This is a genomic window from Streptomyces scabiei 87.22 (assembly GCF_000091305.1).
Lineage (GTDB): Bacteria > Actinomycetota > Actinomycetes > Streptomycetales > Streptomycetaceae > Streptomyces > Streptomyces scabiei.
In genome coordinates this window covers 3524057-3546063 of sequence record NC_013929.1, presented here as the reverse complement: position 1 = coordinate 3546063, position 22007 = coordinate 3524057, and the positions used below count along the sequence as shown (strand labels likewise).

Genomic DNA, 22007 nt, shown 5'->3' with positions numbered 1-22007 from the left:
GAGGAGGCCCGCCAGCGCCCTATCGAGGAGGAACGACAGCGTGACCTACGTCATCGCGCAGCCTTGTGTCGACGTCAAGGACAAGGCGTGCATCGAGGAGTGCCCGGTCGACTGCATCTACGAGGGCCAGCGGTCCCTCTACATCCACCCGGATGAATGCGTCGACTGCGGTGCCTGCGAGCCGGTGTGCCCGGTCGAGGCGATCTTCTACGAGGACGACACCCCGGAGGAGTGGAAGGACTACTACAAGGCGAACGTCGAGTTCTTCGACGAGCTCGGCTCGCCCGGTGGCGCCAGCAAGCTCGGCCTGATCGAGCGCGACCACCCCTTCGTCGCCGCACTCCCGCCGCAGGCCTGAGAGCGACACCGCGGACCCCGCCGGGGTGACGCCTCGGCGGCCCCGCAGCCGCGCCGCCTCGGTCCCGTACGGCCCGATCACCATGATCGCCGTACGGGACCGGGGCGTTCGCCGTACGAGAAAGCGAGCCCGATCCCGTGTCCGCAGTCAGCGACCGTCTCCCCACTTTTCCCTGGGACAGGCTGGAGCCCTACAAGGCGACGGCCGCCGCTCACCCCGGTGGCATCGTCGACCTCTCCGTCGGGACGCCGGTCGACCCGGTGCCCGAGCTGATCCAGAAGGCGCTGGTCGCCGCGGCGGACTCGCCGGGCTATCCGACCGTCTGGGGCACCGTCGAGTCGCGCGACGCGATCACGGGCTGGCTGGAGCGCCGTCTCGGCGCCCGCGGCGTCACCCACCACCACGTCCTGCCGATCGTGGGCTCCAAGGAACTCGTCGCCTGGCTCCCCACCCAGCTGGGCCTCGGCCCCGGCGACCGGGTCGCGTACCCGCGCCTGGCCTACCCGACGTACGAGGTGGGCGCCCGTCTCGCCCGCGCCGACCACGAGGTCTACGACGACCCGACGGCGCTGGACCCGGCCGGTCTCAAGCTCCTCTGGCTGAACTCGCCGTCCAACCCCACCGGCAGGGTCCTCTCCAAGGACGAGCTGACCCGGACCGTCGCCTGGGCCCGCGAGCACGGCGTCCTGCTCTTCTCCGACGAGTGCTACCTGGAGCTGGGCTGGGACGCCGACCCGGTCTCGGTCCTCCACCCGGACGTCAACGGCGGCTCGTACGAGGGCATCGTCGCCGTCCACTCCCTGTCCAAGCGCTCCAACCTGGCGGGCTACCGCGCGGCCTTCCTCGCCGGTGACCCGGCCGTCCTCGGCCCGCTCCTGCAGATCCGCAAGCACGGCGGCATGATGACCTCGGCCCCGACGCAGGCAGCCGTGGTCGCCGCCCTCGGGGACGACACCCACGTCCACGACCAGCGCGCCCGCTACGCGGCCCGCCGGGAGGCCCTGCGCGGTGCCCTGCGGGCGCACGGCTTCCGCATCGAGCACAGCGAGGCCAGCCTCTACCTCTGGGCCACCCGGGACGAATCCTGCTGGACCACCGTGGCCCACCTGGCCGACCTCGGCATCCTGGTGGCCCCCGGCGACTTCTACGGCTCGGCGGGCGACCACCACGTCCGCGTGGCCTTCACGGCGACGGACGAACGCGTGGCGGCGGCGGTGGAGCGCCTGACCAAGGCGTAGCACTCCGGTCGCCACGCGACCGGCCGCGGCAGCGCAAAGCCCGAAGGGGCCCGGGGAACACCCCGGGCCCCTTCGCGGCGGTCGGACCGGACGTCAGCCCAGCGGGCTCTGCGCCGGGAGCTGCCCCGTCGGCAGCCCGCCCTTGGTCGCGGTCTTCGTCGTGTCCCCCAGAACGGTGCCGGCGGACCCGGCGGCCTCCCCGGCGGCCTTCTGCGCGACGGGCGTCGTCGTCTTGACGGCCTTGCCGCCGGTCTTGCTCACGGTCGGTACGGTCTGCTTCGACGCCTTGCTGCCGGTGCTGCTGGCGACACCGGTGACATTCTGCGTCGCGCCGTCCACGGTGGAACCGGCGTTGGCCCCGTCCACGGCGGACAGACCGCCGAGGTCCGGGGCGGCGGGGAGTTCGGGCGCCGCACTCGCGGAGCCGGCCGCACCGACCACGGAGGCCGCTCCCGCTGCGGTCAGCAGCGCGGCACGGGCGATCCGGCGGGTCAGGGGGAGGGACATGATGCTCCTTAGACGGAAGAGAACGGTGAAGTGTCCGTCCGTGCCCGGGAGTTGACCGACCGGGCGTGGACGCAGTGACTACCGTCCGAAGCCGCTGAAGGTTGCGGCGACCCGACGTAAAGAGTTGGCAATGCGTCGCATGATCAAATGGGGATGCAATCGGACAATCGACACCCGGCCCGACCGGCTGCCGAATCCTTACGGCTCCCTGCTCCCAACGCATCCCACGACATCGGGGTGAGCGGCCGCGACACCGCGCACCCCGTCCACACCGCGCACCGCGCGTCCCCCGCGCGGGTGAGGCTCGCGGCCTACTGTCCAGTGACGATTCGGACCTCGGCGGTGGAGTCCGCCCCGCCGCCCGCCGCGCCGCGGGCCTTGCGCCACGCACCGGCCCGGCCCTCGGCGACCCACTCCCGGCCCGCGAACGTGACGCGCTCGACGTCCAGACGGGAGGAGTTGGCCACGGCCCAGTGCGCCAGCTCCCAGCCGCGCCGCCGGACCTGCTCGGCGTCACCTGCGTCCTTGAGGGGGATGGTGACCGTCCCGGCGGCGGGGGAGGCGCTCGGACTCGGCGACGGGCTCGCCTGCGCGGAGGCGCCGCCCTCGGAGCCGACCACCGCCGCCGCGGACTCGAACGCGTCGTCCCCGAAGTCCCGCGCGAGCGCCCCGCGCACCGCGGCCGGTCCGCCCGCGACGGCGGTGCCCGGGCCGGCTGCCGGCTCCCGGCGTCCCTCGCAGGTCAGCGAGGCCGCCGACCGCCCGGTCAGCGCGGCGGCGAGCAGCGTGGCGTCGGGCTCGTGCTTGGCGTACGCCTCCGGGTAGCCGCTGCGCTGCACCTTCTGCGCGGCGACCGTCAGCGGCAGCCGCTCGTAGTCGGCGACCTTGACCAGGTGCTCGTAGAACTCGCCCGCCGCGTACACCGGGTCCTGGATCTGCTGCTCGGTGCCCCAGCCCTGCGAGGGCCGCTGCTGGAAGAGGCCGAGGGAGTCCCGGTCGCCGTGCGCGATGTTGCGCAGGCCCGACTCCTGCAGCGCGGTCGCCAGCGCTATCGTCACGGCCCGCTCGGGCAGGTCGCGCGAGGTGCCGACCGCCGAGATCGTCGCGGCGTTCGCCGCCTGCTCGGGCGTGAAGTCGTACGACTGGCCGTCGTCCTTGCCGGACACGACCACACACCGTGGTGTGCCGTTCCCTCCGGTCAGATACTGCACGGTGAGATACGCCCCGATCGCGGCGAGCACGACGAACGCCGCCATGAACTGCAGCACGCGACGGCCGCGACGGCGGGGACGAGGACCTGGGGGGAAGGGGTACGGCTCCGACACGCGGTCCAAGGTACTGGACGGTAATGGCACACGTGCAGGTCTTGTGAACAGTGATGTGAACAGCGGGGCGGGAGTGACCGGTTCCGCTCACCCGGGCTGCCCCGCACCGGCGGCGCGTTAGGGTCGGGGACATGGCCGAGACCCCCATTGACCTCACGCTGGACGCCGCGCGGCTTACCGCGCAGCTCGTCGACTTCCCCTCCGAGAGCGGCACCGAGAAGCCCCTCGCGGACGCGATCGAGACCGCCCTGCGCGCCCTGCCGCACCTCACGGTCGACCGCTACGGCAACAACGTCGTCGCCCGCACCACCCTGGGCCGCGCGGAGCGCGTGATCCTGGCCGGCCACATCGACACGGTCCCCATCGCGGACAACGTCCCCTCCCGTCTCGACGAGGACGGCGTCCTGTGGGGCTGCGGCACCTGCGACATGAAGTCCGGCGTCGCGGTCCAGCTGCGCATCGCGGCCACCGTCCCGGCCCCCAACCGCGACCTGACCTTCGTGTTCTACGACAACGAGGAGGTCGCCGCCGACCTGAACGGCCTGAAGCACGTCTCCGAGGCCCACCCCGAGTGGCTGGAGGGCGACTTCGCGGTCCTCCTGGAGCCCACGAACGGTGAGGTCGAGGGCGGCTGCCAGGGCACGCTGCGGGTCCTGCTGACGACCAGCGGCGAGCGCGCCCACTCCGCCCGCGGCTGGATGGGCTCCAACGCCATCCACGCGGCCGCCCCCATCCTGGCGAGGCTCGCGTCGTACGAGCCGCGGTACCCGGTCATCGACGGCCTGGAGTACCGCGAGGGCCTCAACGCGGTCGGCATCTCCGGCGGTGTCGCCGGCAACGTCATCCCCGACGCGTGTGTGGTGACGGTCAACTTCCGCTACGCGCCCGACCGCAGCGAAGAGGAGGCCATCGCCCACGTCCGCGAGGTCTTCGCCGACTGCGGGGTCGAGACGTTCACCGTCGACGACCACAGCCCCGGCGCGCTGCCGGGTCTGTCCCACCCGGCGGCCGCGGCCTTCATCGAGGCGGTCGGCGGCACGGCCCAGCCCAAGTACGGCTGGACGGACGTCTCCCGCTTCAGCGCGCTCGGCGTCCCGGCCGTCAACTACGGCCCCGGCAACCCCCACTTGGCGCACCGCCGCGACGAACGCGTGGACCCGGCACTGATCCTGGCGGGCGAGGAGCGCCTGAGGTCCTGGCTGACGGTGTGAGGCGCCACGTGCGGCGGATCGCGGGCGGACACGCCCACGTCCCCCGCCCGTAACCCGTATGGATCTACGCTGAGGTGAACCACCAGCACGGCGGAGGGAGCGGACATGGCGACCGGCAACCCCGAGGGCAAGGAGCAGCCACCCACGGAGCAGCGGCTGGGGCCGGTGCTGCGCAGGCGGGGCCAGGTCCAGGCGAGCACCACGGACCAGCGGCTGCTGGACGCGGGCGGCCCCTCGGACTGGGTCCACACGGATCCCTGGCGGGTCCTGCGCATCCAGTCCGAGTTCATCGAGGGCTTCGGCACCCTGGCCGAACTCCCGCCCGCGATCAGTGTCTTCGGTTCCGCGCGCACCCCGGCCGACTCACCGGAGTACGAGGCGGGCGTCCGGCTCGGCCGCGGCCTGGTGGAGGCCGGCTTCGCCGTCATCACCGGCGGCGGCCCGGGCGCGATGGAGGCGGCCAACAAGGGCGCCGTCGAAGCGGGCGGCACCTCCGTCGGCCTCGGCATCGAGCTGCCCTTCGAGCAGGGCCTCAACCCCTACGTCGACATCGGCCTGAACTTCCGCTACTTCTTCGTCCGGAAGATGATGTTCGTCAAGTACGCCCAGGGCTTCGTGGTCCTCCCCGGCGGTCTCGGCACCCTCGACGAACTCTTCGAGGCCCTCACCCTCGTCCAGACCCAGAAGGTCACCCGCTTCCCCATCGTCCTGTTCGGCGAGTCCTACTGGAGCGGCCTGGTCGACTGGCTCACCAACACCCTGATCGCCCAGGGCAAGGCGGCGGAGAAGGACCTGACCCTCTTCCACGTCACGGACGACGTGGACGAGGCGGTGGCCCTGGTCTCGAAGGAAGCGGGCAGATAACTCCCGCCCACCACCCGCGCCCCTGCTTCTCAGGGGCGCGGGGAACCGCGCGAACGGGGTCCGGGGCGGAGCCCGAGGAACCCTAGGCCAGCCCCCGCCGGGCCACCGCGGGCGCCCGGTGCCCCGCGATCGACGCCACCATGTCCACCACCTGCCGGGTCTCCGCCACTTCATGCACCCGGTACACCTGGGCCCCCAGCCAGGCGGAGACGGCGGTGGTGGCCAGCGTCCCCACCACCCGTTCCTTCACCGGCCGGTCCAGCGTCTCGCCCACGAAGTCCTTGTTGGACAGCGACACCAGCACCGGCCACCCCGTCGCGACCATCTCGCCGAGCCGCCGGGTCGCCTCCAGGCTGTGCCGCGTGTTCTTCCCGAAGTCGTGCCCGGGATCGATCATCACCGACTCCCGGGGCACCCCCAGCGCCACCGCCCGCTCCGCCAGCCCCACGGTCACCCGCAGGATGTCGGCCATCACGTCGTCGTACTCGACCCGGTGCGGCCGTGTACGGGGCTGCGCCCCACCCGCGTGCGTGCACACCAGTCCCGCCCGGTACCGCCCCGCCACCTCCGCGAGCCGGGGATCGACCCCGCCCCACGCGTCGTTCAGCACGTCCGCCCCGGCCTCGCACACGGCCTCGCCGACATCGTGCCGCCAGGTGTCGACGCTGATGACGACCTCGGGGAACCGCCGCCGAACCTCGGCGACGAACCCCACGGTCCGCCGCGCCTCCTCCGCCGCGCTCACGTCCTCCCCGGGACCGGCCTTGACCCCGCCGATGTCCACGATGGCGGCGCCCTCGGCGACCGCCTGCTCCACGCGCGCGAGCGCCGGCTCGTCCTGGAAGGTGGCCCCCTGGTCGTAGAACGAGTCCGGGGTCCGGTTCACGATCGCCATGATCACCGGCTCGTGGGGGCCGAATTCCCGCTTGCCCAGCCTGAGCATCCGCCGCGCCCTCTCCCAGTACGTCCCGCCGATCGACGGCCTTGCACAACCGCCTGCGACCTTAACTGTCAGACTCGCATGGCACGATCGGAGCCGAACACAGTCGAGGGGACCCAGCGATGTTCATGTTCTTGTTCCTGGTCGTCGCGCTCGCCGTGGTGGTCGCCGCGGTGACGCTCGCCGTCGTCGGCGGCGGCGACAACGCGGTGCTGCCGGAGGCCGAGGGCGAGCGGCTCCACGACCCGCTGCCGGCGGGCCGCCCGGTCGACCGCGCGGACGTCGAGGCACTCCGCTTCCCGGTCGCCGTCCGCGGCTACCGCATGGCGGACGTGGACGACGCCCTCGGCCGCCTCAGCGCCGAGCTGGCCGAGCGGGACGCCCGGATCGCCGACCTGGAGTCCGCCCTCGCCGGCGCCCACGCGTCGTCCGTGACCTCGCTGCGCAAGCCGGAGGAGGGAGAACACCCGTGACCGACGGCACCGCCCTGGCCGGCCCCGACGGCGCGCCGCGCTGCCCCTGGGCCCTGTCCACCGAGGACTACATCGCCTACCACGACGAGGAGTGGGGCCGCCCGGTCCACGGCGACGACGCGCTGTACGAACGGCTCTGCCTGGAGGCGTTCCAGTCCGGCCTCTCCTGGATCACCATCCTGCGCCGCCGCGAGGGCTTCCGCTCCGCCTTCGCAGACTTCAAGATCGCCTCGGTCTCCGTGTTCACCGAGGCCGACCAGGAGCGCCTCCTCGGCGACCCCGGCATCATCCGCAACCGCGCCAAGATCGAGGCGACCGTCGCCAACGCCCGCGAGCTGTCCACCTGGGCCCCCGGCGAACTGGACGAGCTGATCTGGTCGCACGCCCCGGACCCGGCCGACCGCCCGGTCCCCCGCACCCTCGCGGACGTCCCGGCGGTCACCCCCGAGTCCACGGCCCTGTCCAAGGCCCTCAAGAAACGCGGCATCCGCTTCGTGGGCCCGACGACGGCGTACGCCCTGATGCAGGCGTGCGGCCTGGTCGACGACCACCTGGAGACCTGCGTGGCCAGGAGCGCCGCCTAGGGGGCAGGGGAGCCCCCCGAACCGTCAGCGGCCCAGGTACTTGGGCTCCTCCTTCTCCACGAACGCCCGCACCGCGATCCGGTGGTCCTCCGAGGCCCCGGCCCGGGTCTGCAGCTCGTCCTCCTTCTCCAGCGTCTCGGCCAGCGAGTGGGAGAACCCGTACGCCATCGCCTCCTTGATCGCCGCGTACGCCACCGTCGGCCCCTCGGCCAGCATCCGCGCCACCTGCTCGGCGGCGGCGTGCAGCGAGGACGCCGGAACGAGCTTGTTCGCGATCCCCAGCTCGTACGCCTCCTGGGCCTTGATGCTGCGCGGGAAGAGCAGCAGATCGGCCGCGCGACCGGGACCGATCACCCGGGGCAGGGTCCAGGAGACCCCGGAGTCGGCGGTGAGCGCGACCCCGGCGAAGGAGGTGTTGAAGGAGGCCGTCTCGGCGACCACGCGGTAGTCCGCCGCGAGCGCGAAGCCGAGACCGGCGCCGGCGGCCACCCCGTTCACCCCGGCCACCACGGGCTTCGCCATCTCGGTGAGGGCCTTCACCACCGGGTTGTAGTGCTCCCTGACCGTGCTCATGACCTCCCCCGAGCCCTCGACCAGCAGCCCGATGTGCTCCTTGAGGTCCTGGCCCACGCAGAACGCCCGCTCCCCGGCGGCGGTCAGCAGCACCGCGCGCACCGCCGCGTCCCCGGCGGCCGCCTCCACGGCCTCGCGGAGCGCGACCTTCGCCGCGACGTTCAGCGCGTTCATCGCCTCGGGGCGGTTCAGCGTGATCGTCGCGAGTCCGTCGCGCACCTCGTAGAGCACGGTGTCGGCCATGGCGGTTCCCCTCCGGTGTCGCGGCAGGCGGCGTACCGGTGAGTACGCCCTCGTCTCAGCACAGCATGGCGGAGATCACGGGTGGCGGCGGGGGCCGGACGTGTGACCTGCGTCAAAGAATCACCAATGGCCGAGCACCGGACCGGGACCGTGCGGTGGCGCAGTATCGCAGTCACACCGCCGAATTGGGTGGTTTTGCTCGCGCGCGTTGCCCAAGCGATGCCGACCGATGTTGGTCATCGGGTCATGAGATGCGGGATAATGGCCTGGAAGCAATGTGTTCGATGCCGGTGTCGCGTGTCCCCAGGTGGGCCCGCGCCTGCCCTCCCGGGCCGTCGGCTTAGGCGATGAGCTGGTTTCAGGAAGGGGTACGAGCATGGCGGCCATGAAGCCGCGGACGGGCGATGGCCCGCTCGAGGTGACCAAGGAGGGGCGGGGCATCGTCATGCGAGTTCCGCTCGAAGGCGGTGGTCGTCTCGTCGTCGAGCTGACCCCGGACGAGGCAGACGCCCTCGGAGACGCCCTCAAGAAGGTCGTCGGCTGACGCGCGTAGCGACCATACCCTTTCAGTTGCCCCGGCACCGCCGCACCCGGCGGTGCCGGGGCGCTGTCGTACCGGGGGTGCCGCGGGGGCCGGACGGGCCCCGGGAGCCCTCCCTCAGCGTTTGACCGCGCACAGCAGCCCGTCGCCCACCGGGAGCAGGGACGGGACGAGTTCGGGGCTCTCGCGGACCGTGCGCAGCAGCTCCCGCAGCCGTATGACCTCGGTCGGCTGCGGGTTGGAGTCCACGGTGCGGCCGCTGGCGAAGACACCCTCGAAGGCGACCAGCCCGCCGGGTCTCAGAAGCCGCAACGATTCAGCGAGGTAGTCGAGGCACTCCAGCCGGTCGCCGTCGCAGAAGACCAGGTCGTACCCCGCGTCCGCGAGCCGTGGCAGCACGTCCAGCGCGTGGCCCGGGATGAAGCGCGCGCGGTTGCCGGCGAAACCGGCCGCGCGGAACGCCTGCCGGGCGAACTGCTGGTGGTCCGGCTCCGGATCCACGGTGGTCAGCACCCCGTCCGGCCGCATACCGTGCAGCAGGTGGATCCCGGAGACGCCGGTCCCGGTCCCGATCTCCGCCACCGCTTTCGCGTCCACGGTGGCGGCGAGCACCCGCAGCGCGGCGCCCGTGCCGGGCGACACCGAGCGCAGCCCTGCCTCGCGGGCCCGGTCGCGGGCCCAGCGCAGCGCCTCGTCCTCGGCGACAAAGGCGTCGGCGAACGCCCAGCTCGTCAGCCGGTTGCCGGTAATGACCCTCTCCTTATGTCCCCGTGGTTGCCTGGGCGTGACTGTATCCGTTGCCGTCGGGAACCTCCTGATGGGACCGGTCGTTTAAAGGGATGAGTGAGTGACGGGGGCCGCGACGGGGGCACGGGATGGACGGGGCCGACGAGCGGGCGAGCGGTTCGGGGCAGGTGCTGACCGGGTCATATGGGCCGCATCAGCCGAATGCACCACATCGGCGCACATCAATTTCCTATAAAACCGCTTATCCGGAGCTAACGGGCGAGGTGGCTATGGTAGGGGCTCCACTGGACACCACCAGAGCCGATAGGGGAGGTGCGGCCGCGCCTGTGGATCGGGGAGGAGTGCTACGGCGCTTTCTCGGATCGGCGGGCAAGCCGAAATCCGTGAACGACACCGCTGACCACAGCCACGCCGCCGTCGCACAGACCGCGACCTTCACCACGGACGCGCACGCGCAGGCGTGGACTCCGCCCACCTGGGAGGAGATCGTCAGCACCCACAGCGGCCGCGTCTACCGGCTCGCCTACCGTCTGACCGGCAACCAGCACGACGCCGAGGACCTCACGCAGGAGGTCTTCGTCCGCGTCTTCCGCTCGCTGTCGACGTACACGCCCGGCACCTTCGAGGGCTGGCTGCACCGCATCACCACCAACCTCTTCCTGGACATGGTCCGGCGCAAGCAGCGCATCCGCTTCGACGCCCTCGGGGACGACGCCGCCGAGCGCCTGCCCAGCCGTGAGCCCACCCCGCAGCAGCTCTTCAACGACGCGCACTTCGACGCCGACGTCCAGCAGGCCCTCGACACCCTGGCGCCCGAGTTCCGCGCCGCAGTCGTCCTGTGCGACATCGAGGGACTGTCGTACGAGGAGATCGCCGCGACCCTGGGCGTCAAGCTCGGCACGGTCCGCTCGCGTATCCACCGCGGCCGCTCCCAGCTCCGCAAGGCCCTGGCGCACCGCTCCCCGGAGGCCCGGGCCGAGCAGCGCCGCGGGTTCACGGTGCCGCGGGTGCCCGTGCTGGGAGGAGGGGGCGCGCCCGCGTGAGTGGATCCCGTCCTACGTCTGCCGAGCAGCACCTGGGAGACCGTCTCTCCGCCCTCGTGGACGGAGAGCTAGGTCATGAGGCGCGTGACCGCGTCCTGGCACATCTCGCCACCTGCGGGAAGTGCAAGACGGAGGCGGACGAGCAGCGCCGCCTGAAGAACGTCTTCGCGGAGGCCGCCCCGCCGCCCCCCTCGGAGAGCTTTCTGGCCCGGCTCCAGATGCTCCCGGCGGGCGGCGACGGCGACGGTTCGCCGCTGTCCGGTGGCTTCGGAGGAAGACTCGGGAGCGCGGCCGGCGGCCCCGGACTGCCCGGCTCCGCAGACTCCCGTGACTTCGCCGACTTCGGCGTCTTCGGAACCGGCGGCGACTCCTTCGGATACGTCCCGTCGGGACCGCACGGCGGCGCGCTGACGCCGTCGGAGGGCCGTGGAGTGCTGGGCGGCCGCGGTTTCCTCGGTGACCGCGGCTTCCTGAGCGGACGCGGCTTCCTCGGCACCGACCGCGGTTTCCTGGGCGGCGGACGTGACCTGTCCGGTGACGGTGACGAGGACGCGGGGACGGACGGCCGGGCCGGCCGGAAGGACACGGCCGACGACGACACCCGGGGCACGGGCGACCGCGGTTTCCGGATCCACGCCGTGAGCAGGCCGGAGTCCGAGCGCTCGGCCTCCCGCGGCATGCGGTTCGCCTTCGTGGCCGCCGGCGCGGTGTCGCTGGCCGCGATCGCCCTCGGCGGTGTGACCAACATGACGCCCGTCGAGACGGCCGACGCCCGTGGCGGTCCCGGTTCCGGCAGCAACGTCACCCCCCTGCGGACGCAGGCCGCGGGCACGGCTCCCGCTCCAGAGTCGCAGCGCCGCCGGGGAACCGTCGTGCCGCTGCTCGGGCAGGGCCGGCCCTCCCTGGGCGAGGCGCCCACCGCATCGACGGAGATCTCCGCGCCCCTGCTGCCCGGGGTCCCCGCTCCGGCCGGCCAGGACCGTGGGGCCCCGCACCCGCTGACGGCGCCCGGCACGGTCGGCGCGGCCGCCGTGTCCCCGCTGATAGGCACGCTCACCGCCGCACCCCCGCTGGAGCTGCAGCTGACCGACTGGACCTCGGCGCCCGAGCTGACGGGCCCGGGCCTGCTGACGGCACCCGACCCCGCCTCGTCTCTCCCACCCCTCTCTCCTGTCCTGCGCTGACCCCGAGTTCTGCCCACCGGCTCCCGAACCTGGTTGAATCCGGAGTGGGCCGTGTCCCGCTCGGGCCGGTTCCGGCCCGCGGCACTCGGCGAACGGTGGGCGGCGGGCCGGTCCTTGGGACGGCCCTAGGTGTGGGGAGAACATGAACGAGGGGAAGCCCACGAAGGCGAAGTGGTGGAGCCGCCCCCGAGCGCACGGCCCTGGGGCCGACACAGCGGGGGACCACATCGGCACCGAAGGGCCCGACGGGCTCACGGGACCGACCGGCGCCATGGGGAGCGCCGGGGCGAGGGACAGCGCCGAAGCCGTAGTGCTCGGTGGGGCCGAGAGGGCCGACGGGGCGGCGAGGACCGCTGGTTCGTCCGCAGGGACGTCCGTGGACGCGGTCCGTGAGCAGGACACCGAGGGCGACTTCGAGCTGGCCGGTCCGGCTGCCGGGGCCGCGCCGCGGGCACGCTCCTCGTCGGCCTCCGGCCAGGGGCACGACCCGGACGGCGACTTCGAGTTGGAGCGACCGGCCGCCACCGCTGTCGCCGCCGCCCGGGTGCCGGACGGGCCGGGCGAGGCAGCGGGTGCCAGGAGCGCCCCCGGAGCACCCTCAGGGCGCCCCAGGCCGCTGCACGACCCCGATCCCTACAGCACCCCTCCTTACGGCGAGCCCGGCCCCTGGGCCCCCGCTCCGCCGGTCCAGCACCCGGCGGCGACTCCCGCCCACGGGACAGCCGTCGAGACAGTGCCCCCGGCGCACGCTGCCCCCGCGCCGGCACACGACGAGACGGCACCGCCCGCGGCCGTGACACACACCGGCGCGGCGGTGGCGTCCTCGGCGACACCCCCGCCCGCGCCGGCGGCCCCGCAGGCGGACGCGCCCACGCCCGGTACGGCCGCGCAGCCGGAGGCCGCCCCGCCCGTCACGGCGCCGTACGCGCAGGCGTCCGGGCCCGCCCCGGCGCCCTACGCCGACTCCACCCAGCCCCCGGGGGCCTCCTACGCGTACCCCTCGCAGCCGGGGCCGCCGGCCTTCGGGGACTCCGCGCAGGCCGTGCCGCCGCCCTACGCGGGAGGGCCGCAGCCCGCGCCGGCCGCCTACGCCGAACCCGCCCGGCCGCATCCGGCCGAACCGCAGGGCCCCTGGCGCACCTACGACCCGTGGGCGGGCTCGGGGTCGCTGCAGCAGAACGGGGCCGCGGTGGACGACCTGACGCGGCGGCGCCGGCGCGGGAGGCGGGGCCTGCTGGCCGGGGCCGTGCTGATCGCTCTCGTGGCCGGGGGCTTCGGCGGGGCCGTGGGCGCGTACCTGGAACGCAACGGCGGGGTCGGGGCGGTCGAACTGCCGCAGAGCAGCGACGGCGTGACCGCGCGGGCGCCCGGCAGTGTCGCCGCCATCGCCGCCGACGCGCTGCCCGGCGTCGTCACCCTCCATGTGAGCGGATCGAGCGCGCAGGGCACCGGCACCGGCTTCGTGCTCGACGGGCGGGGGCACATCCTCACCAACAACCACGTCGTCGACCCCGCCGGTACCAACGGGGACATATCGGTGACCTTCAGCGGCGGCGAGACGGCCAAGGCCACCGTCGTCGGCCGGGACACCGGCTACGACCTGGCCGTCGTCAAGGTGTCCGGCGTCAACGGCCTCGAGCCGCTGCCCCTCGGCAACTCCGAGGAGGTCCGGGTCGGCGACCCGGTGGTCGCCATCGGCGCCCCCTTCGACCTGGCCAACACGGTCACCTCCGGCATCATCAGCGCCAAGGAGCGGCCCATCACGGCCGGGGGCGAGAGCGGCGACGTGAGCGACGTGTCGTACGTGGACGCCCTGCAGACGGACGCGCCGATCAACCCCGGCAACTCCGGAGGCCCGCTGCTCGACGGCAAGGGCCGGGTGATCGGCATCAACAGCGCCATCCGGTCCGCGGGCGGCGGCTCCGAGTCCGACGGCGGCCAGGCCGGTTCGATCGGGCTCGGCTTCGCGATACCCATCAACCAGGGCAAGCGTGTCGCGGAGGAGCTGATCAACACCGGCAGGGCGAGCCACCCGGTGATCGGTGTCACCCTCGACATGGACTACTCCGGCGACGGCGCCCGTATCGGCGACAAGGGCGACGGAGGCGCGGCCGGGGTCACCGCGGGCGGCCCCGCCGACCGGGCGGGCATCCGCTCGGGTGACGTCATCACCGAGGTCGACGGCCAGCGCGTCCACTCCGGCGACGAGCTGATCGTCAAGGTCCGTGCTCACCGGCCCGGCGACCGGCTGGAGCTGACCCTGCTCAGGGGCGGCGACGAGCGGACGGTCACGCTCACTCTCGGTTCGTCCGGGGACGACTGACCGTCAGCGGGCGGCCACGTCGGCGGGCCGCACTGACAGCAACCTCACAGGCGGGAGCGCCACGCGGCCTCCCGCCAGGCAAACAGCAGGGAAAACCGGTCGTGCGGGCGCGGTCCGAAGCCGTGCAGCGGTACCGGATCGCGGGGATGGCCGGGTACCGTGGATCCGGCCCGGACCACGGAAGACCTGCCGAGGCCCGCGGATCGGGACCGAGGACATCGCAAGGAGCTTCAGGTGTTCAATGACATAGGTGCGCTCGAGGTGGTGACGCTCGTCGTCCTCGCCGTGCTCGTCTTCGGCCCGGACAAGCTCCCGAAGGTGATCCAGGACGTCACGCGGACGATCCGGAAGATCCGCGAGTTCTCGGACAGCGCCAAGGCGGACATCCGCAGCGAACTCGGTCCGGAGTTCAAGGACTTCGAGTTCGAGGACCTCAACCCCAAGACGTTCCTGCGCAAGCAGCTGGACAACGACGAACTGGGGCTCAAGGAGATCCGCAACGGCTTCGACCTGAAGAAGGAGATGGCCGAGCTGACGGACGCGGTCCACGGCCGCGAGGCGGAGTCGTCGTCCACCTCTTCCGCCGCCGCCATCGGCTCCGGCTCGGACGGCTCCGCGTCGTCCTCGTCCTCCTCGTCCGGCGGAACCATCGACATGACGAAGAAGCCCGAGGCGGCCGAGCGTCCCCCGTACGACCTGGACGCCACCTGAGCCGTACGGGTCACACCCGTTCGCCCTTGCCGCCCGCAGGCCCGGTGCCCGAGCCTGCTCCGGCGCGCCCCTGACGTGACGCGATTCATACCGCCGCGCACCCCCGTACGGGCCGAAGCCGCCCGTACGCCGTCCTACGCGCCGGGCGCTTTCCCTGCCGCTCGGAGAGCTGTGGCTATGCTGCCCAGTTGTTGTGCGGACCGTAAGGAGAGCGAGCGACGACGCGCCCGTGGGGGGCGGGCCGCTCCGGTCCGTCGAGAGCTAGGAGGCGTCCGGCATGGAGACGACGAGTCGGGTAGGCGCGCAGGCGTCGGCCGCGGAGGGCGGACAACAGGTCCCCTCCGCCCGCCGCACGGTCGATGGTTACCTGCTGGCGCCCTTCCCCTGGTACGGCCTCGACGAGGCCTTCACGGGACCGCGCTGGCTGATGCAGGTGGGTATGTCGGCGGAGGGTGCCGTCGAGCACGGTTCGATCGGACACGGCGACGAGCCCTCGGTGCGCAACGAGTACACCGCCGCGGCGGACGACGAGGTCAAGGAGCGGTTCGCGGTCGTGGTGACCGTCGCCGCGAACGACGTGCGGCGCAGCGCGGACGGCACGGGCGTCCTGGAGGCCACGTCGGTCTCCTCCGCGGCGTGGCTGGCGGGCGTGGGGCTGCTGTCCTTCACCTGGCCGGGACAGCTGGACCACACCCGGCGGGACGACTGGCTGGACCAGCAGACCGAGACGGCGTGGGTCCTCGCGGACGACCTGGCCGGGCCGGACTGGTCGACACTGTCCCTGCCCGTGGACGGGGTGCCGACGCCGTTCCACTACCGCGAGTCCGAGTTCGGCTGGGTGCTCGCCGGGTCGACCTCGCAAGGGGTGCACGTGGGGGCGTACGGGCGGGGGATGAGCGCGTACGGGCTCGGCTTCGCCGCGATCAAGGACATCGAGGAGTACGCGTAGCGCTTCGAAGGGCACCGCCGGGTGGTACGGGGGTGCCCTTCATCGCCCTCGGGGCGCGGTGGTTCGGGGGCCGCGGGTGCCGTCGTGGCTTCGACGGGCGCCCGGTGCCCCCGGACCGGCCTAGAACTTGTTCCGCGGGGTGATGCCCAGGCTCATGCCCGACAGGCCCCTCTGGCGGCCGCCCAGCTTGCCCGCGATGGCCCGCAGGGCCGCGCCGGCGGGGGAGTCGGGGTCGGAGAGGACGACCGGGCGGCCGTCGTCGCCGCCCTCGCGGAGACGGACGTCGATCGGGATGCTGCCCAGGACCGGGACGGTGGCACCGGTGGTGCGGGTGAGGCCGTCGGCGACGGTCTGGCCGCCGCCGGTGCCGAAGACGTCGACCATCTCGTCGCAGTGCGGGCAGGGCAGGCCCGCCATGTTCTCCACGACGCCGACGATCTTCTGGTGGGTCTGCACGGCGATGGACCCGGCGCGCTCGGCCACCTCGGCCGCCGCCTGCTGGGGCGTGGTGACGACCAGGATCTCGGCGTTCGGGACCAGCTGGGCCACCGAGATCGCGATGTCGCCCGTGCCCGGCGGGAGGTCGAGGAGGAGGACGTCCAGGTCGCCCCAGTAGACGTCCGAGAGGAACTGCTGCAACGCCCGGTGCAGCATCGGGCCGCGCCAGACGACGGGGGTGTTGCCGGGGGTGAACATACCGATCGAGATGACCTTCACGCCGTGCGCGGACGGCGGCATGATCATGTTCTCGACCTGGGTGGGACTGCCGTCGGCGCCCAGCATGCGGGGCACCGAGTGACCGTAGATGTCGGCGTCGACGACACCGACCTTGAGGCCGTCGGCGGCCATGGCCGCCGCCAGGTTCACCGTCACCGAGGACTTGCCGACACCGCCCTTGCCGGAGGCGACGGCGTACACGCGCGTGAGGGAGCCCGGCTTGGCGAACGGGACCTCGCGCTCCGCCTGGCCGCCGCGCAGGGCACCCGCCAGCTCCTTGCGCTGCTCGTCGCTCATGACGTCCAGCTCGACGGTGACGCCCGTGACGCCCTCGACCGCCGCGACCGCGTCCGTCACCCGCTGGGTGATCGTGTCGCGCATGGGGCAGCCCGAGACCGTCAGGTACACGGCGACCGCGACCGCTCCGTCCGCGCCGATCTCCACCGACTTGACCATCCCCAGTTCGGTGATGGGACGGTTGATCTCGGGGTCGTTCACCGTCGACAGTGCCTCGCGCACCGCGTCTTCCGTAGCCATAGGGACGATGGTACGGCGACCCGCGCGGCCCCTGGGAGCCCCGTCAGCGGTCGCCCTTGTCACGTCCGCGCGGGTGTTCCGGCGGGAATACCGTCCGGGCCCCGCGCGGCCCGTCCCCGTCGTGCTCGTGCAGCTCCCTGACCAGGTCGTGGAGCTCCGAACGCAGCCAGTCGCGGGTGGCGACCTCGCCGAGGCCGATGCGCAGCGCGGCGATCTCCCTGGTCAGATACTCGGTGTCGGCGATCGAGCGCTCGTTCTGCTTGCGGTCCTGCTCCAGGTTGACCCGGTCGCGGTCGTCCTGGCGGTTCTGCGCGAGCAGGATCAGCGGGGCGGCGTAGGAGGCCTGGAGGGAGAGCATGAGGGTCAGGAAGATGAAGGGGTAGTTGTCGAAGCGCAGGTCGCGGGGGGCGGAGACGTTCCACACGACCCACAGGATGATGGCGACGGTCATCCAGACGAGGAACGTGCCCGTGCCCAGGAAGCGCGCGATCCGCTCCGAGAGCCGTCCGAACGCCTCCGGATCCCACTCGGGCAGCAGCTTGGCCCGGCGCGGCAGCGGCTGGTCCAGACGTGTCCGGGGGCGGGCGGTGGCCCCGGAGAGCGTGCGCTCCCGCTGAGGGCCTCCGGAGGGCGACACGCGCTCCCGTCCGCCCACGCCGGCGTGCGCCCGCTCACGGCCCGTGTGCCGCCCCTCGCGCCCCTCCCGGTCAGGAGCCATCGGTAGCCTCCCCCTCCGCGACCGTCACGGAGTCGTCCTCGTGCAGATGGAACTCCGTCTCCCGCCAGTCCTCGGGCAGCATGTGGTCCAGCACGTCGTCCACGGTCACCGCGCCCAGCAGCGAGCCGCTCTCGTCCACCACGGGCGCCGCGACCATGTCGTACGTGGCGAAGAACCCGGCGACGGCCCGCAGCGCGGCCTCCGGGTCCAGCGGCTGGAGACCGTCGTCGAGGATCGAACTGACCAGGGTGTACGGCGGGTCCCGCAGCAGCCGCTGGAAGTGGACCGTGCCCAGGTACTTGCCGGTCGGGGTCTCGTCCGGCGGCCGGCACACGTACACCTGCGCGGCCAGCGCGGGGGACAGGTCGGCGTTGCGGACCCGCGCCAGCGCGTCGGCGACGGTCGCGTCCGGACGCAGCACGATCGGCTCGGTGGTCATCAGACCGCCGGCGGTCTTCTCCTCGTACGCCATCAGCCGCCGTACGTCCGCGGCGTCCTCCGGCTGCATCAGGGTCAGCAGCCGTTCCTGCTCCTCCTCCGGGAGTTCGGCCAGGAGGTCGGCGGCGTCGTCCGGGTCCATGGCCTCCAGGACGTCGGCGGCACGCTCCTCCTTGAGCTTGCCGAGGATCTCGATCTGGTCGTCCTCGGGCAGTTCCTCCAGGACGTCGGCGAGCCGGTCGTCGTCGAGGGCGGCGGCGACCTCGGCCCGGCGCTTGGGGGAGAGGTGGTGCAGCACGTTCGCGAGGTCGGCCGGCCGGAGCTGTTCGAACGTCGCGAGGAGGTTCTCGGCGCCCTGCCCGTGCTCCTCCAGCGAGAACCCGGTGACCGCCGACCACTCCACGGTCAGCGTCTCGCCCTTGTGGCGCCGGAACGCGCCGCCCTTGCCCTTGCGGACGAAGACCCGGTCGATCTCCCAGTCCCTGCGGGCCGGCAGCTGCTGCACCGAGATGTCGAGCACCGTCACCTCCTCGCCCGTGTCCACGAGCTGGACCCGGCGGTCCAGCAGTTCCCCGACGACGAGGCGTTCGGTGGGCCGCTGTTCGAACCGGCGCACGTTCAGCACACCCGTGGTGATGACCTGTCCGGACTCGATGCCGGTGACCCGGGTCATGGGCAGGAAGATCCGGCGGCGGGTGGACAGTTCGACGACCAGACCGAGCAGCCGCGGCGGCTTCCGGCCCACCCGCAGGATGGCGACGAGGTCGCGGACGCGGCCCACCTGATCGCCGTTCGGATCGAAGACGGCGACGCCGGAGAGATGGGAGACGAAGACCCGGGGCGCGACCGCCGCCATGAGCCGCCCCTTTCCTTCCCGTCGCGAGGGGAATGTCCGCCGAGGAGGGCTTCAGGCTAGCCCGTCCCGATCGGATATGCCCTGGTGAGCGGTGCGGACGGACTGGCTCCTGAGTGCCCCCGGAGCCCCGGTACTCTGCGGTACGCCTGGACTCCCCACGAAGAGGTGCATCGCCTGTGACTGTGATTCCCCGTACCCGAAGGGCCGCACTGGTGAGCGCCGTCTGCACCCTGGTGGCCTGCGGGCTGGGGCTGACCGGATGCAGCGAGGACCCCGACGAGGGCACGAACGGGGTCGGCAGACTGGAGCCCGCGAAGATCCAGAGCACGACCCGGGCGGCGGCCGCCGCGGCGGACACGGTCCGGCTGTCCGGTGCGGTGGTGACCAGCGGCAAGACCTACCGGCTGGACATGCGCCTGAAGGAGGACGGCGGCACGGGTTCGGTGACGTCCGAGGGGTCCACGTTCCGGCTGCTGAAGGTCGGCGAACACCTCTTCCTGAAGGCCGACAAGGACTTCTGGGACCACCAGGACTCGGGGAAGAACGGCGGCGGCCACGGCGGGGGCGAGACGGACGCGGCGGACAAGCTGGACGGCATGTACGTGAAGGTGCCGACCGGGGACCCCGCCTACAAGCGCTTCAGCGGCTTCACCGACAAGAACGTCCTCCTCGGCAGCCTGCTCACCCTGCACGGCTCGCTGTCCAAGGACGGCCACCACGAACAGTCCGGCACCCGCACGATCCGCATCACCGGCGACAAGGGCTCCGGCGGCACCCTGGACGTCTCCCTGGAGGGCACCCCCTACCCCCTGCGCCTCGTCCGCGCGGGCGACGCCGGGACCATCCTCCTCACCGACTGGGGCAAGGACTTCACCCTGAAGGAGCCGGACGCGAAGTCGGTCGTGGACTACGGCCGGCAACTGCCGACGTCGTAGGCCGGCGCCCGGCACCTCGGCGCCCGGCACCCGCCGCCTCAGCCTCGTCTGCGGCGGCCGAAGAGCAGGCGGGGTACCGCCGCCGGGATCGGTGCGCGGGTCGTCGCCGAGGTCGGTACCGGGGGCTGCGCCTGGTCGCCGTCGGGCGCCGGCAGGGTCGTTCCCGTCGGCTCCAGGCGGAGCACCCGGCACTCACGGGCCCAGCGGGCCGGCATCGCCTCGCCGTCGGGGGCGTTGAGGCGTTTGCCCTTGAGTTCGGCCACGGCGGCCTCCCAGGCGGGGGAGCCGGGGGCCGGCTCGACGACGCGGGCGGCCCAGCCGACGAGCCGGCCGCCCTTGTCCTTGCTGCGGACGGTCACCACGGCCGAACCCCCGTCGACCAGATCCGGGAACGGCTGCTCGCCGGGCCCGTCACCGACCAGACACGCCGCGCCGTCGTGCCAGACGTGCCACAGCGCGCGCGAGGGCGCCGCCCGGCCCGGGAGTGCCCCGCCGCCGCGCACCCAGACGAGCCCGGACTTCTTGGTGGCCTCTTCGACGAGGGCCTGATCGAACAGCGCGTCGCCCGTCGGCGGGGCGACGGTCGGCGCATCGGGGGCCGGGAAGTCGGAGGTCATGGGGGCAGCCTAACCGTGCCCCCGCCGGACGCTCCGGCCCCGCCACCGCAGCCGGACGGGTCGGCCTCGCGCCGCCTACAGCCAGCCGTTGCGCTTCAGCGTGCGGTGGATGCCGAGGCAGAGCGCCACCGTCACGCCGAGGACCACCGGATAGCCGAACTTCCAGTGCGTCTCCGGCATGTAGTCGAAGTTCATGCCGTAGACCCCGCACACCATCGTCGGGACGGCGATGATGGCCGCCCACGACGTGATCTTGCGCATGTCCTCGTTCTGCGCCACGGACGCCTGCGCCAGGTTCGCCTGCAGGATCGAGTTGAGCAGTTCGTCGAAGCCGACGACCTGCTCCTGGACGCGGGCGAGGTGGTCGGCCACGTCACGGAAGTACTTCTGGATGTCCGGGTCGATCAGCCGCATCGGCCGCTCGCTCAGCAGCTGCATGGGCCGCACCAGCGGCAGCACCGCGCGCTTGAACTCCATGACCTCGCGCTTGAGTTGGTAGATCCGGCCGGCGTCGGTGCCCCGGGGCGTGCCCTTGCGCCCGGGGGAGAACACCTCCGTCTCCACCTCGTCGATGTCGTCCTGCACGGCGTCGGCGACGGCCACGTACCCGTCGACGACATGGTCGGCGATGGCGTGCAGCACGGCCGAGGGGCCCTTGCCGAGCAACTCCGGGTCGTCCTGCAGCCGGTGACGCAGCGCCCGGAGCGAACCCTGCCCGCCGTGCCGCACGGTGATGAAGAAGTCCCGCCCGGTGAAGCACATGACCTCGCCGGACTCCACGACCTCGCTGGTGGCGGTGAGTTCGTCGTGCTCGACGTAGTGGATCGTCTTGAAGACGGTGAACAGGGTGTCGTCGTAGCGCTCCAGCTTCGGCCGCTGGTGTGCGTGCACCGCGTCCTCCACGGCCAGCGGGTGCAGCCCGAACTCGGCCGCGATACCGGAGAATTCGGCTTCGGACGGCTCGTGCAGGCCGATCCAGACGAAGCCGCCGTCGCGGCGCACCTGACGGATCGCCTCGTGCGGCGTCAGGTTGCGCTCGAAGGCGACGCGCGCCCCGTCACGGTAGACGGCGCAGTCCACGACGGCCGTCGCCGCCTCCGCCGGACGCGTGGCGTCGTACACGCCCCCGTCCTTGCGCAGCGACAGACGCGAGGGACGGGTCGGGCGGACCGCGGCACGCAGGTTGTTGATCATCGACATGAGCAGGCTCCTTCGCAACGAAAGGCCGCCGACGACGGTTGGAACTACCCGGAATGGGGACGTTGTGACTTCGGATGTTTCGCACGTCCACAAAGCGGGGAGCACCGCACCGTCGCGGTGACAGCTTCGCTTGATTCAGATCGGGCGACGCCCGGCCGGTGAGAGCGGGGGACGT

The 22007-nt window shown here is 72.6% G+C and carries 23 protein-coding genes; 13 read left to right on the top strand and 10 right to left on the bottom strand.

The window, feature by feature from the left end:
• The first annotated feature begins 40 nt into the window (after window positions 1-40).
• Window positions 41-358 carry a ferredoxin gene (gene fdxA, locus SCAB_RS14850; protein WP_005480604.1) on the top strand — a complete coding sequence of 106 codons (318 nt, stop codon included), beginning with the start codon at window positions 41-43 and terminating at the stop codon, window positions 356-358.
• A 137-nt stretch (window positions 359-495) separates the two neighbouring features.
• A complete protein-coding gene (locus SCAB_RS14845; RefSeq protein ID WP_013000896.1) occupies window positions 496-1596 on the top strand; it encodes a bifunctional succinyldiaminopimelate transaminase/glutamate-prephenate aminotransferase in 1101 nt (366 codons plus the stop codon).
• Window positions 1597-1689: 93 nt separating this feature from the next.
• Here the strand turns inward: SCAB_RS14845 and SCAB_RS14840 are convergent, their stop codons facing one another.
• Together SCAB_RS14840 and SCAB_RS14835 are read right to left on the bottom strand one after the other, a co-directional pair.
• On the bottom strand, window positions 1690-2103 hold the full coding sequence (locus SCAB_RS14840) for a hypothetical protein (RefSeq protein ID WP_013000895.1): 414 nt from the start codon (window positions 2101-2103) through the stop codon (window positions 1690-1692).
• A 311-nt stretch (window positions 2104-2414) separates the two neighbouring features.
• The gene (locus SCAB_RS14835; protein ID WP_013000894.1) at window positions 2415-3428 is read right to left on the bottom strand and encodes a hypothetical protein; all 1014 of its coding nucleotides are present in this window, start codon (window positions 3426-3428) and stop codon (window positions 2415-2417) included.
• Between the two features lie 131 nt (window positions 3429-3559).
• Here SCAB_RS14835 and dapE point away from each other — a divergent pair, with 131 nt between their 5' ends.
• Window positions 3560-4639 carry a succinyl-diaminopimelate desuccinylase gene (dapE, locus tag SCAB_RS14830; protein ID WP_013000893.1) on the top strand — a complete coding sequence of 360 codons (1080 nt, stop codon included), beginning with the start codon at window positions 3560-3562 and terminating at the stop codon, window positions 4637-4639.
• A 105-nt stretch (window positions 4640-4744) separates the two neighbouring features.
• Window positions 4745-5503: an LOG family protein gene (locus SCAB_RS14825; protein ID WP_013000892.1), complete on the top strand. Its 759-nt coding sequence runs from the start codon at window positions 4745-4747 to the stop codon at window positions 5501-5503.
• Between the two features lie 82 nt (window positions 5504-5585).
• Here SCAB_RS14825 and folP read toward each other — a convergent pair whose 3' ends face one another.
• On the bottom strand, window positions 5586-6446 hold the full coding sequence (gene folP, locus SCAB_RS14820) for a dihydropteroate synthase (protein ID WP_013000891.1): 861 nt from the start codon (window positions 6444-6446) through the stop codon (window positions 5586-5588).
• Window positions 6447-6565: 119 nt separating this feature from the next.
• Between folP and SCAB_RS14815 the strand changes: the two genes are divergently transcribed.
• Both SCAB_RS14815 and SCAB_RS14810 read left to right on the top strand, forming a co-directional pair.
• Window positions 6566-6916 (top strand): DivIVA domain-containing protein, encoded by a 351-nt coding sequence (locus tag SCAB_RS14815; protein WP_013000890.1) that lies wholly within the window; start codon window positions 6566-6568, stop codon window positions 6914-6916.
• Window positions 6913-7500, top strand: coding sequence for a DNA-3-methyladenine glycosylase I (locus tag SCAB_RS14810; protein WP_013000889.1), 588 nt, complete (start codon window positions 6913-6915; stop codon window positions 7498-7500). Before SCAB_RS14815 ends, SCAB_RS14810 begins: the two co-directional genes overlap by 4 nt.
• Before the next feature lie 24 nt (window positions 7501-7524).
• On the opposite strand, the gene chcB is transcribed toward SCAB_RS14810, so the two are convergent.
• A complete protein-coding gene (gene chcB / locus SCAB_RS14805; RefSeq protein ID WP_013000888.1) occupies window positions 7525-8316 on the bottom strand; it encodes a 2-cyclohexenylcarbonyl CoA isomerase in 792 nt (263 codons plus the stop codon).
• A 376-nt stretch (window positions 8317-8692) separates the two neighbouring features.
• Between chcB and SCAB_RS44830 the strand changes: the two genes are divergently transcribed.
• The gene (locus tag SCAB_RS44830) at window positions 8693-8860 is read left to right on the top strand and encodes a DUF3117 domain-containing protein (RefSeq protein WP_003966491.1); all 168 of its coding nucleotides are present in this window, start codon (window positions 8693-8695) and stop codon (window positions 8858-8860) included.
• A gap of 114 nt (window positions 8861-8974) precedes the next feature.
• Here the strand turns inward: SCAB_RS44830 and SCAB_RS14800 are convergent, their stop codons facing one another.
• Window positions 8975-9676 (bottom strand): O-methyltransferase, encoded by a 702-nt coding sequence (locus tag SCAB_RS14800; protein WP_078580110.1) that lies wholly within the window; start codon window positions 9674-9676, stop codon window positions 8975-8977.
• A gap of 269 nt (window positions 9677-9945) precedes the next feature.
• On the opposite strand from SCAB_RS14800, the gene sigE reads away from it, so the two are divergent.
• The 5 genes from sigE (at window position 9946) to SCAB_RS14775 (ending at window position 15814) form a co-directional block, all read left to right on the top strand.
• Window positions 9946-10647, top strand: coding sequence for an RNA polymerase sigma factor SigE (gene sigE / locus SCAB_RS14795; protein WP_046773796.1), 702 nt, complete (start codon window positions 9946-9948; stop codon window positions 10645-10647).
• Window positions 10644-11831 carry an anti-sigma factor family protein gene (locus SCAB_RS14790; protein ID WP_041669218.1) on the top strand — a complete coding sequence of 396 codons (1188 nt, stop codon included), beginning with the start codon at window positions 10644-10646 and terminating at the stop codon, window positions 11829-11831. The genes sigE and SCAB_RS14790 overlap by 4 nt, the downstream gene beginning before the upstream one ends.
• 733 nt (window positions 11832-12564) lie before the next feature.
• Window positions 12565-14154, top strand: a complete 1590-nt coding sequence (locus SCAB_RS14785; protein WP_013000883.1) for a S1C family serine protease — start codon at window positions 12565-12567, stop codon at window positions 14152-14154.
• A gap of 234 nt (window positions 14155-14388) precedes the next feature.
• On the top strand, window positions 14389-14865 hold the full coding sequence (locus tag SCAB_RS14780) for a sec-independent translocase (RefSeq protein ID WP_041669216.1): 477 nt from the start codon (window positions 14389-14391) through the stop codon (window positions 14863-14865).
• Between the two features lie 277 nt (window positions 14866-15142).
• The gene (locus tag SCAB_RS14775) at window positions 15143-15814 is read left to right on the top strand and encodes a hypothetical protein (protein ID WP_013000881.1); all 672 of its coding nucleotides are present in this window, start codon (window positions 15143-15145) and stop codon (window positions 15812-15814) included.
• 120 nt (window positions 15815-15934) lie between these two features.
• Here the strand turns inward: SCAB_RS14775 and SCAB_RS14770 are convergent, their stop codons facing one another.
• From SCAB_RS14770 to SCAB_RS14760, 3 genes are read right to left on the bottom strand one after another with little or no spacing between them, the layout of a single operon-like run.
• Complete coding sequence (locus SCAB_RS14770) at window positions 15935-17068, bottom strand: Mrp/NBP35 family ATP-binding protein (RefSeq protein WP_013000880.1); 1134 nt, start codon at window positions 17066-17068, stop codon at window positions 15935-15937.
• Window positions 17069-17111: 43 nt separating this feature from the next.
• On the bottom strand, window positions 17112-17786 hold the full coding sequence (locus SCAB_RS14765; RefSeq protein WP_408054974.1) for a DUF1003 domain-containing protein: 675 nt from the start codon (window positions 17784-17786) through the stop codon (window positions 17112-17114).
• Entirely contained in the window at window positions 17776-19080 is a 1305-nt protein-coding gene (locus SCAB_RS14760) for a magnesium transporter MgtE N-terminal domain-containing protein (RefSeq protein WP_013000878.1), read from the bottom strand. Before SCAB_RS14760 ends, SCAB_RS14765 begins: the two co-directional genes overlap by 11 nt.
• Before the next feature lie 176 nt (window positions 19081-19256).
• Between SCAB_RS14760 and SCAB_RS14755 the strand changes: the two genes are divergently transcribed.
• Entirely contained in the window at window positions 19257-20015 is a 759-nt protein-coding gene (locus SCAB_RS14755; RefSeq protein ID WP_041669215.1) for a hypothetical protein, read from the top strand.
• 38 nt (window positions 20016-20053) lie between these two features.
• Here the strand turns inward: SCAB_RS14755 and SCAB_RS14750 are convergent, their stop codons facing one another.
• Window positions 20054-20632: a hypothetical protein gene (locus SCAB_RS14750; protein ID WP_013000876.1), complete on the bottom strand. Its 579-nt coding sequence runs from the start codon at window positions 20630-20632 to the stop codon at window positions 20054-20056.
• 75 nt (window positions 20633-20707) lie between these two features.
• A complete protein-coding gene (locus SCAB_RS14745; RefSeq protein WP_013000875.1) occupies window positions 20708-21832 on the bottom strand; it encodes a magnesium and cobalt transport protein CorA in 1125 nt (374 codons plus the stop codon).
• Window positions 21833-22007: the final 175 nt, after the last annotated feature.

Excerpts from the sequence above, each read along its gene's own strand:
- SCAB_RS14825 (WP_013000892.1), top strand. The coding sequence starts at position 4,745 with ATGGCGACCGGCAACCCCGAGGGCAAGGAGCAGCCACCCACGGAGCAG.
- SCAB_RS14815 (WP_013000890.1), top strand. The coding sequence starts at position 6,566 with ATGTTCATGTTCTTGTTCCTGGTCGTCGCGCTCGCCGTGGTGGTCGCC.
- SCAB_RS14775 (WP_013000881.1), top strand. The coding sequence starts at position 15,143 with ATGGAGACGACGAGTCGGGTAGGCGCGCAGGCGTCGGCCGCGGAGGGC.
- SCAB_RS44830 (WP_003966491.1), top strand. The coding sequence starts at position 8,693 with ATGGCGGCCATGAAGCCGCGGACGGGCGATGGCCCGCTCGAGGTGACC.
- SCAB_RS14770 (WP_013000880.1), bottom strand. The coding sequence starts at position 17,068 with ATGGCTACGGAAGACGCGGTGCGCGAGGCACTGTCGACGGTGAACGAC.
- SCAB_RS14745 (WP_013000875.1), bottom strand. The coding sequence starts at position 21,832 with ATGTCGATGATCAACAACCTGCGTGCCGCGGTCCGCCCGACCCGTCCC.
- SCAB_RS14760 (WP_013000878.1), bottom strand. The coding sequence starts at position 19,080 with ATGGCGGCGGTCGCGCCCCGGGTCTTCGTCTCCCATCTCTCCGGCGTC.
- SCAB_RS14840 (WP_013000895.1), bottom strand. The coding sequence starts at position 2,103 with ATGTCCCTCCCCCTGACCCGCCGGATCGCCCGTGCCGCGCTGCTGACC.
- SCAB_RS14750 (WP_013000876.1), bottom strand. The coding sequence starts at position 20,632 with ATGACCTCCGACTTCCCGGCCCCCGATGCGCCGACCGTCGCCCCGCCG.
- dapE (WP_013000893.1), top strand. The coding sequence starts at position 3,560 with ATGGCCGAGACCCCCATTGACCTCACGCTGGACGCCGCGCGGCTTACC.
- folP (WP_013000891.1), bottom strand. The coding sequence starts at position 6,446 with ATGCTCAGGCTGGGCAAGCGGGAATTCGGCCCCCACGAGCCGGTGATC.
- SCAB_RS14765 (WP_408054974.1), bottom strand. The coding sequence starts at position 17,786 with ATGGCTCCTGACCGGGAGGGGCGCGAGGGGCGGCACACGGGCCGTGAG.
- chcB (WP_013000888.1), bottom strand. The coding sequence starts at position 8,316 with ATGGCCGACACCGTGCTCTACGAGGTGCGCGACGGACTCGCGACGATC.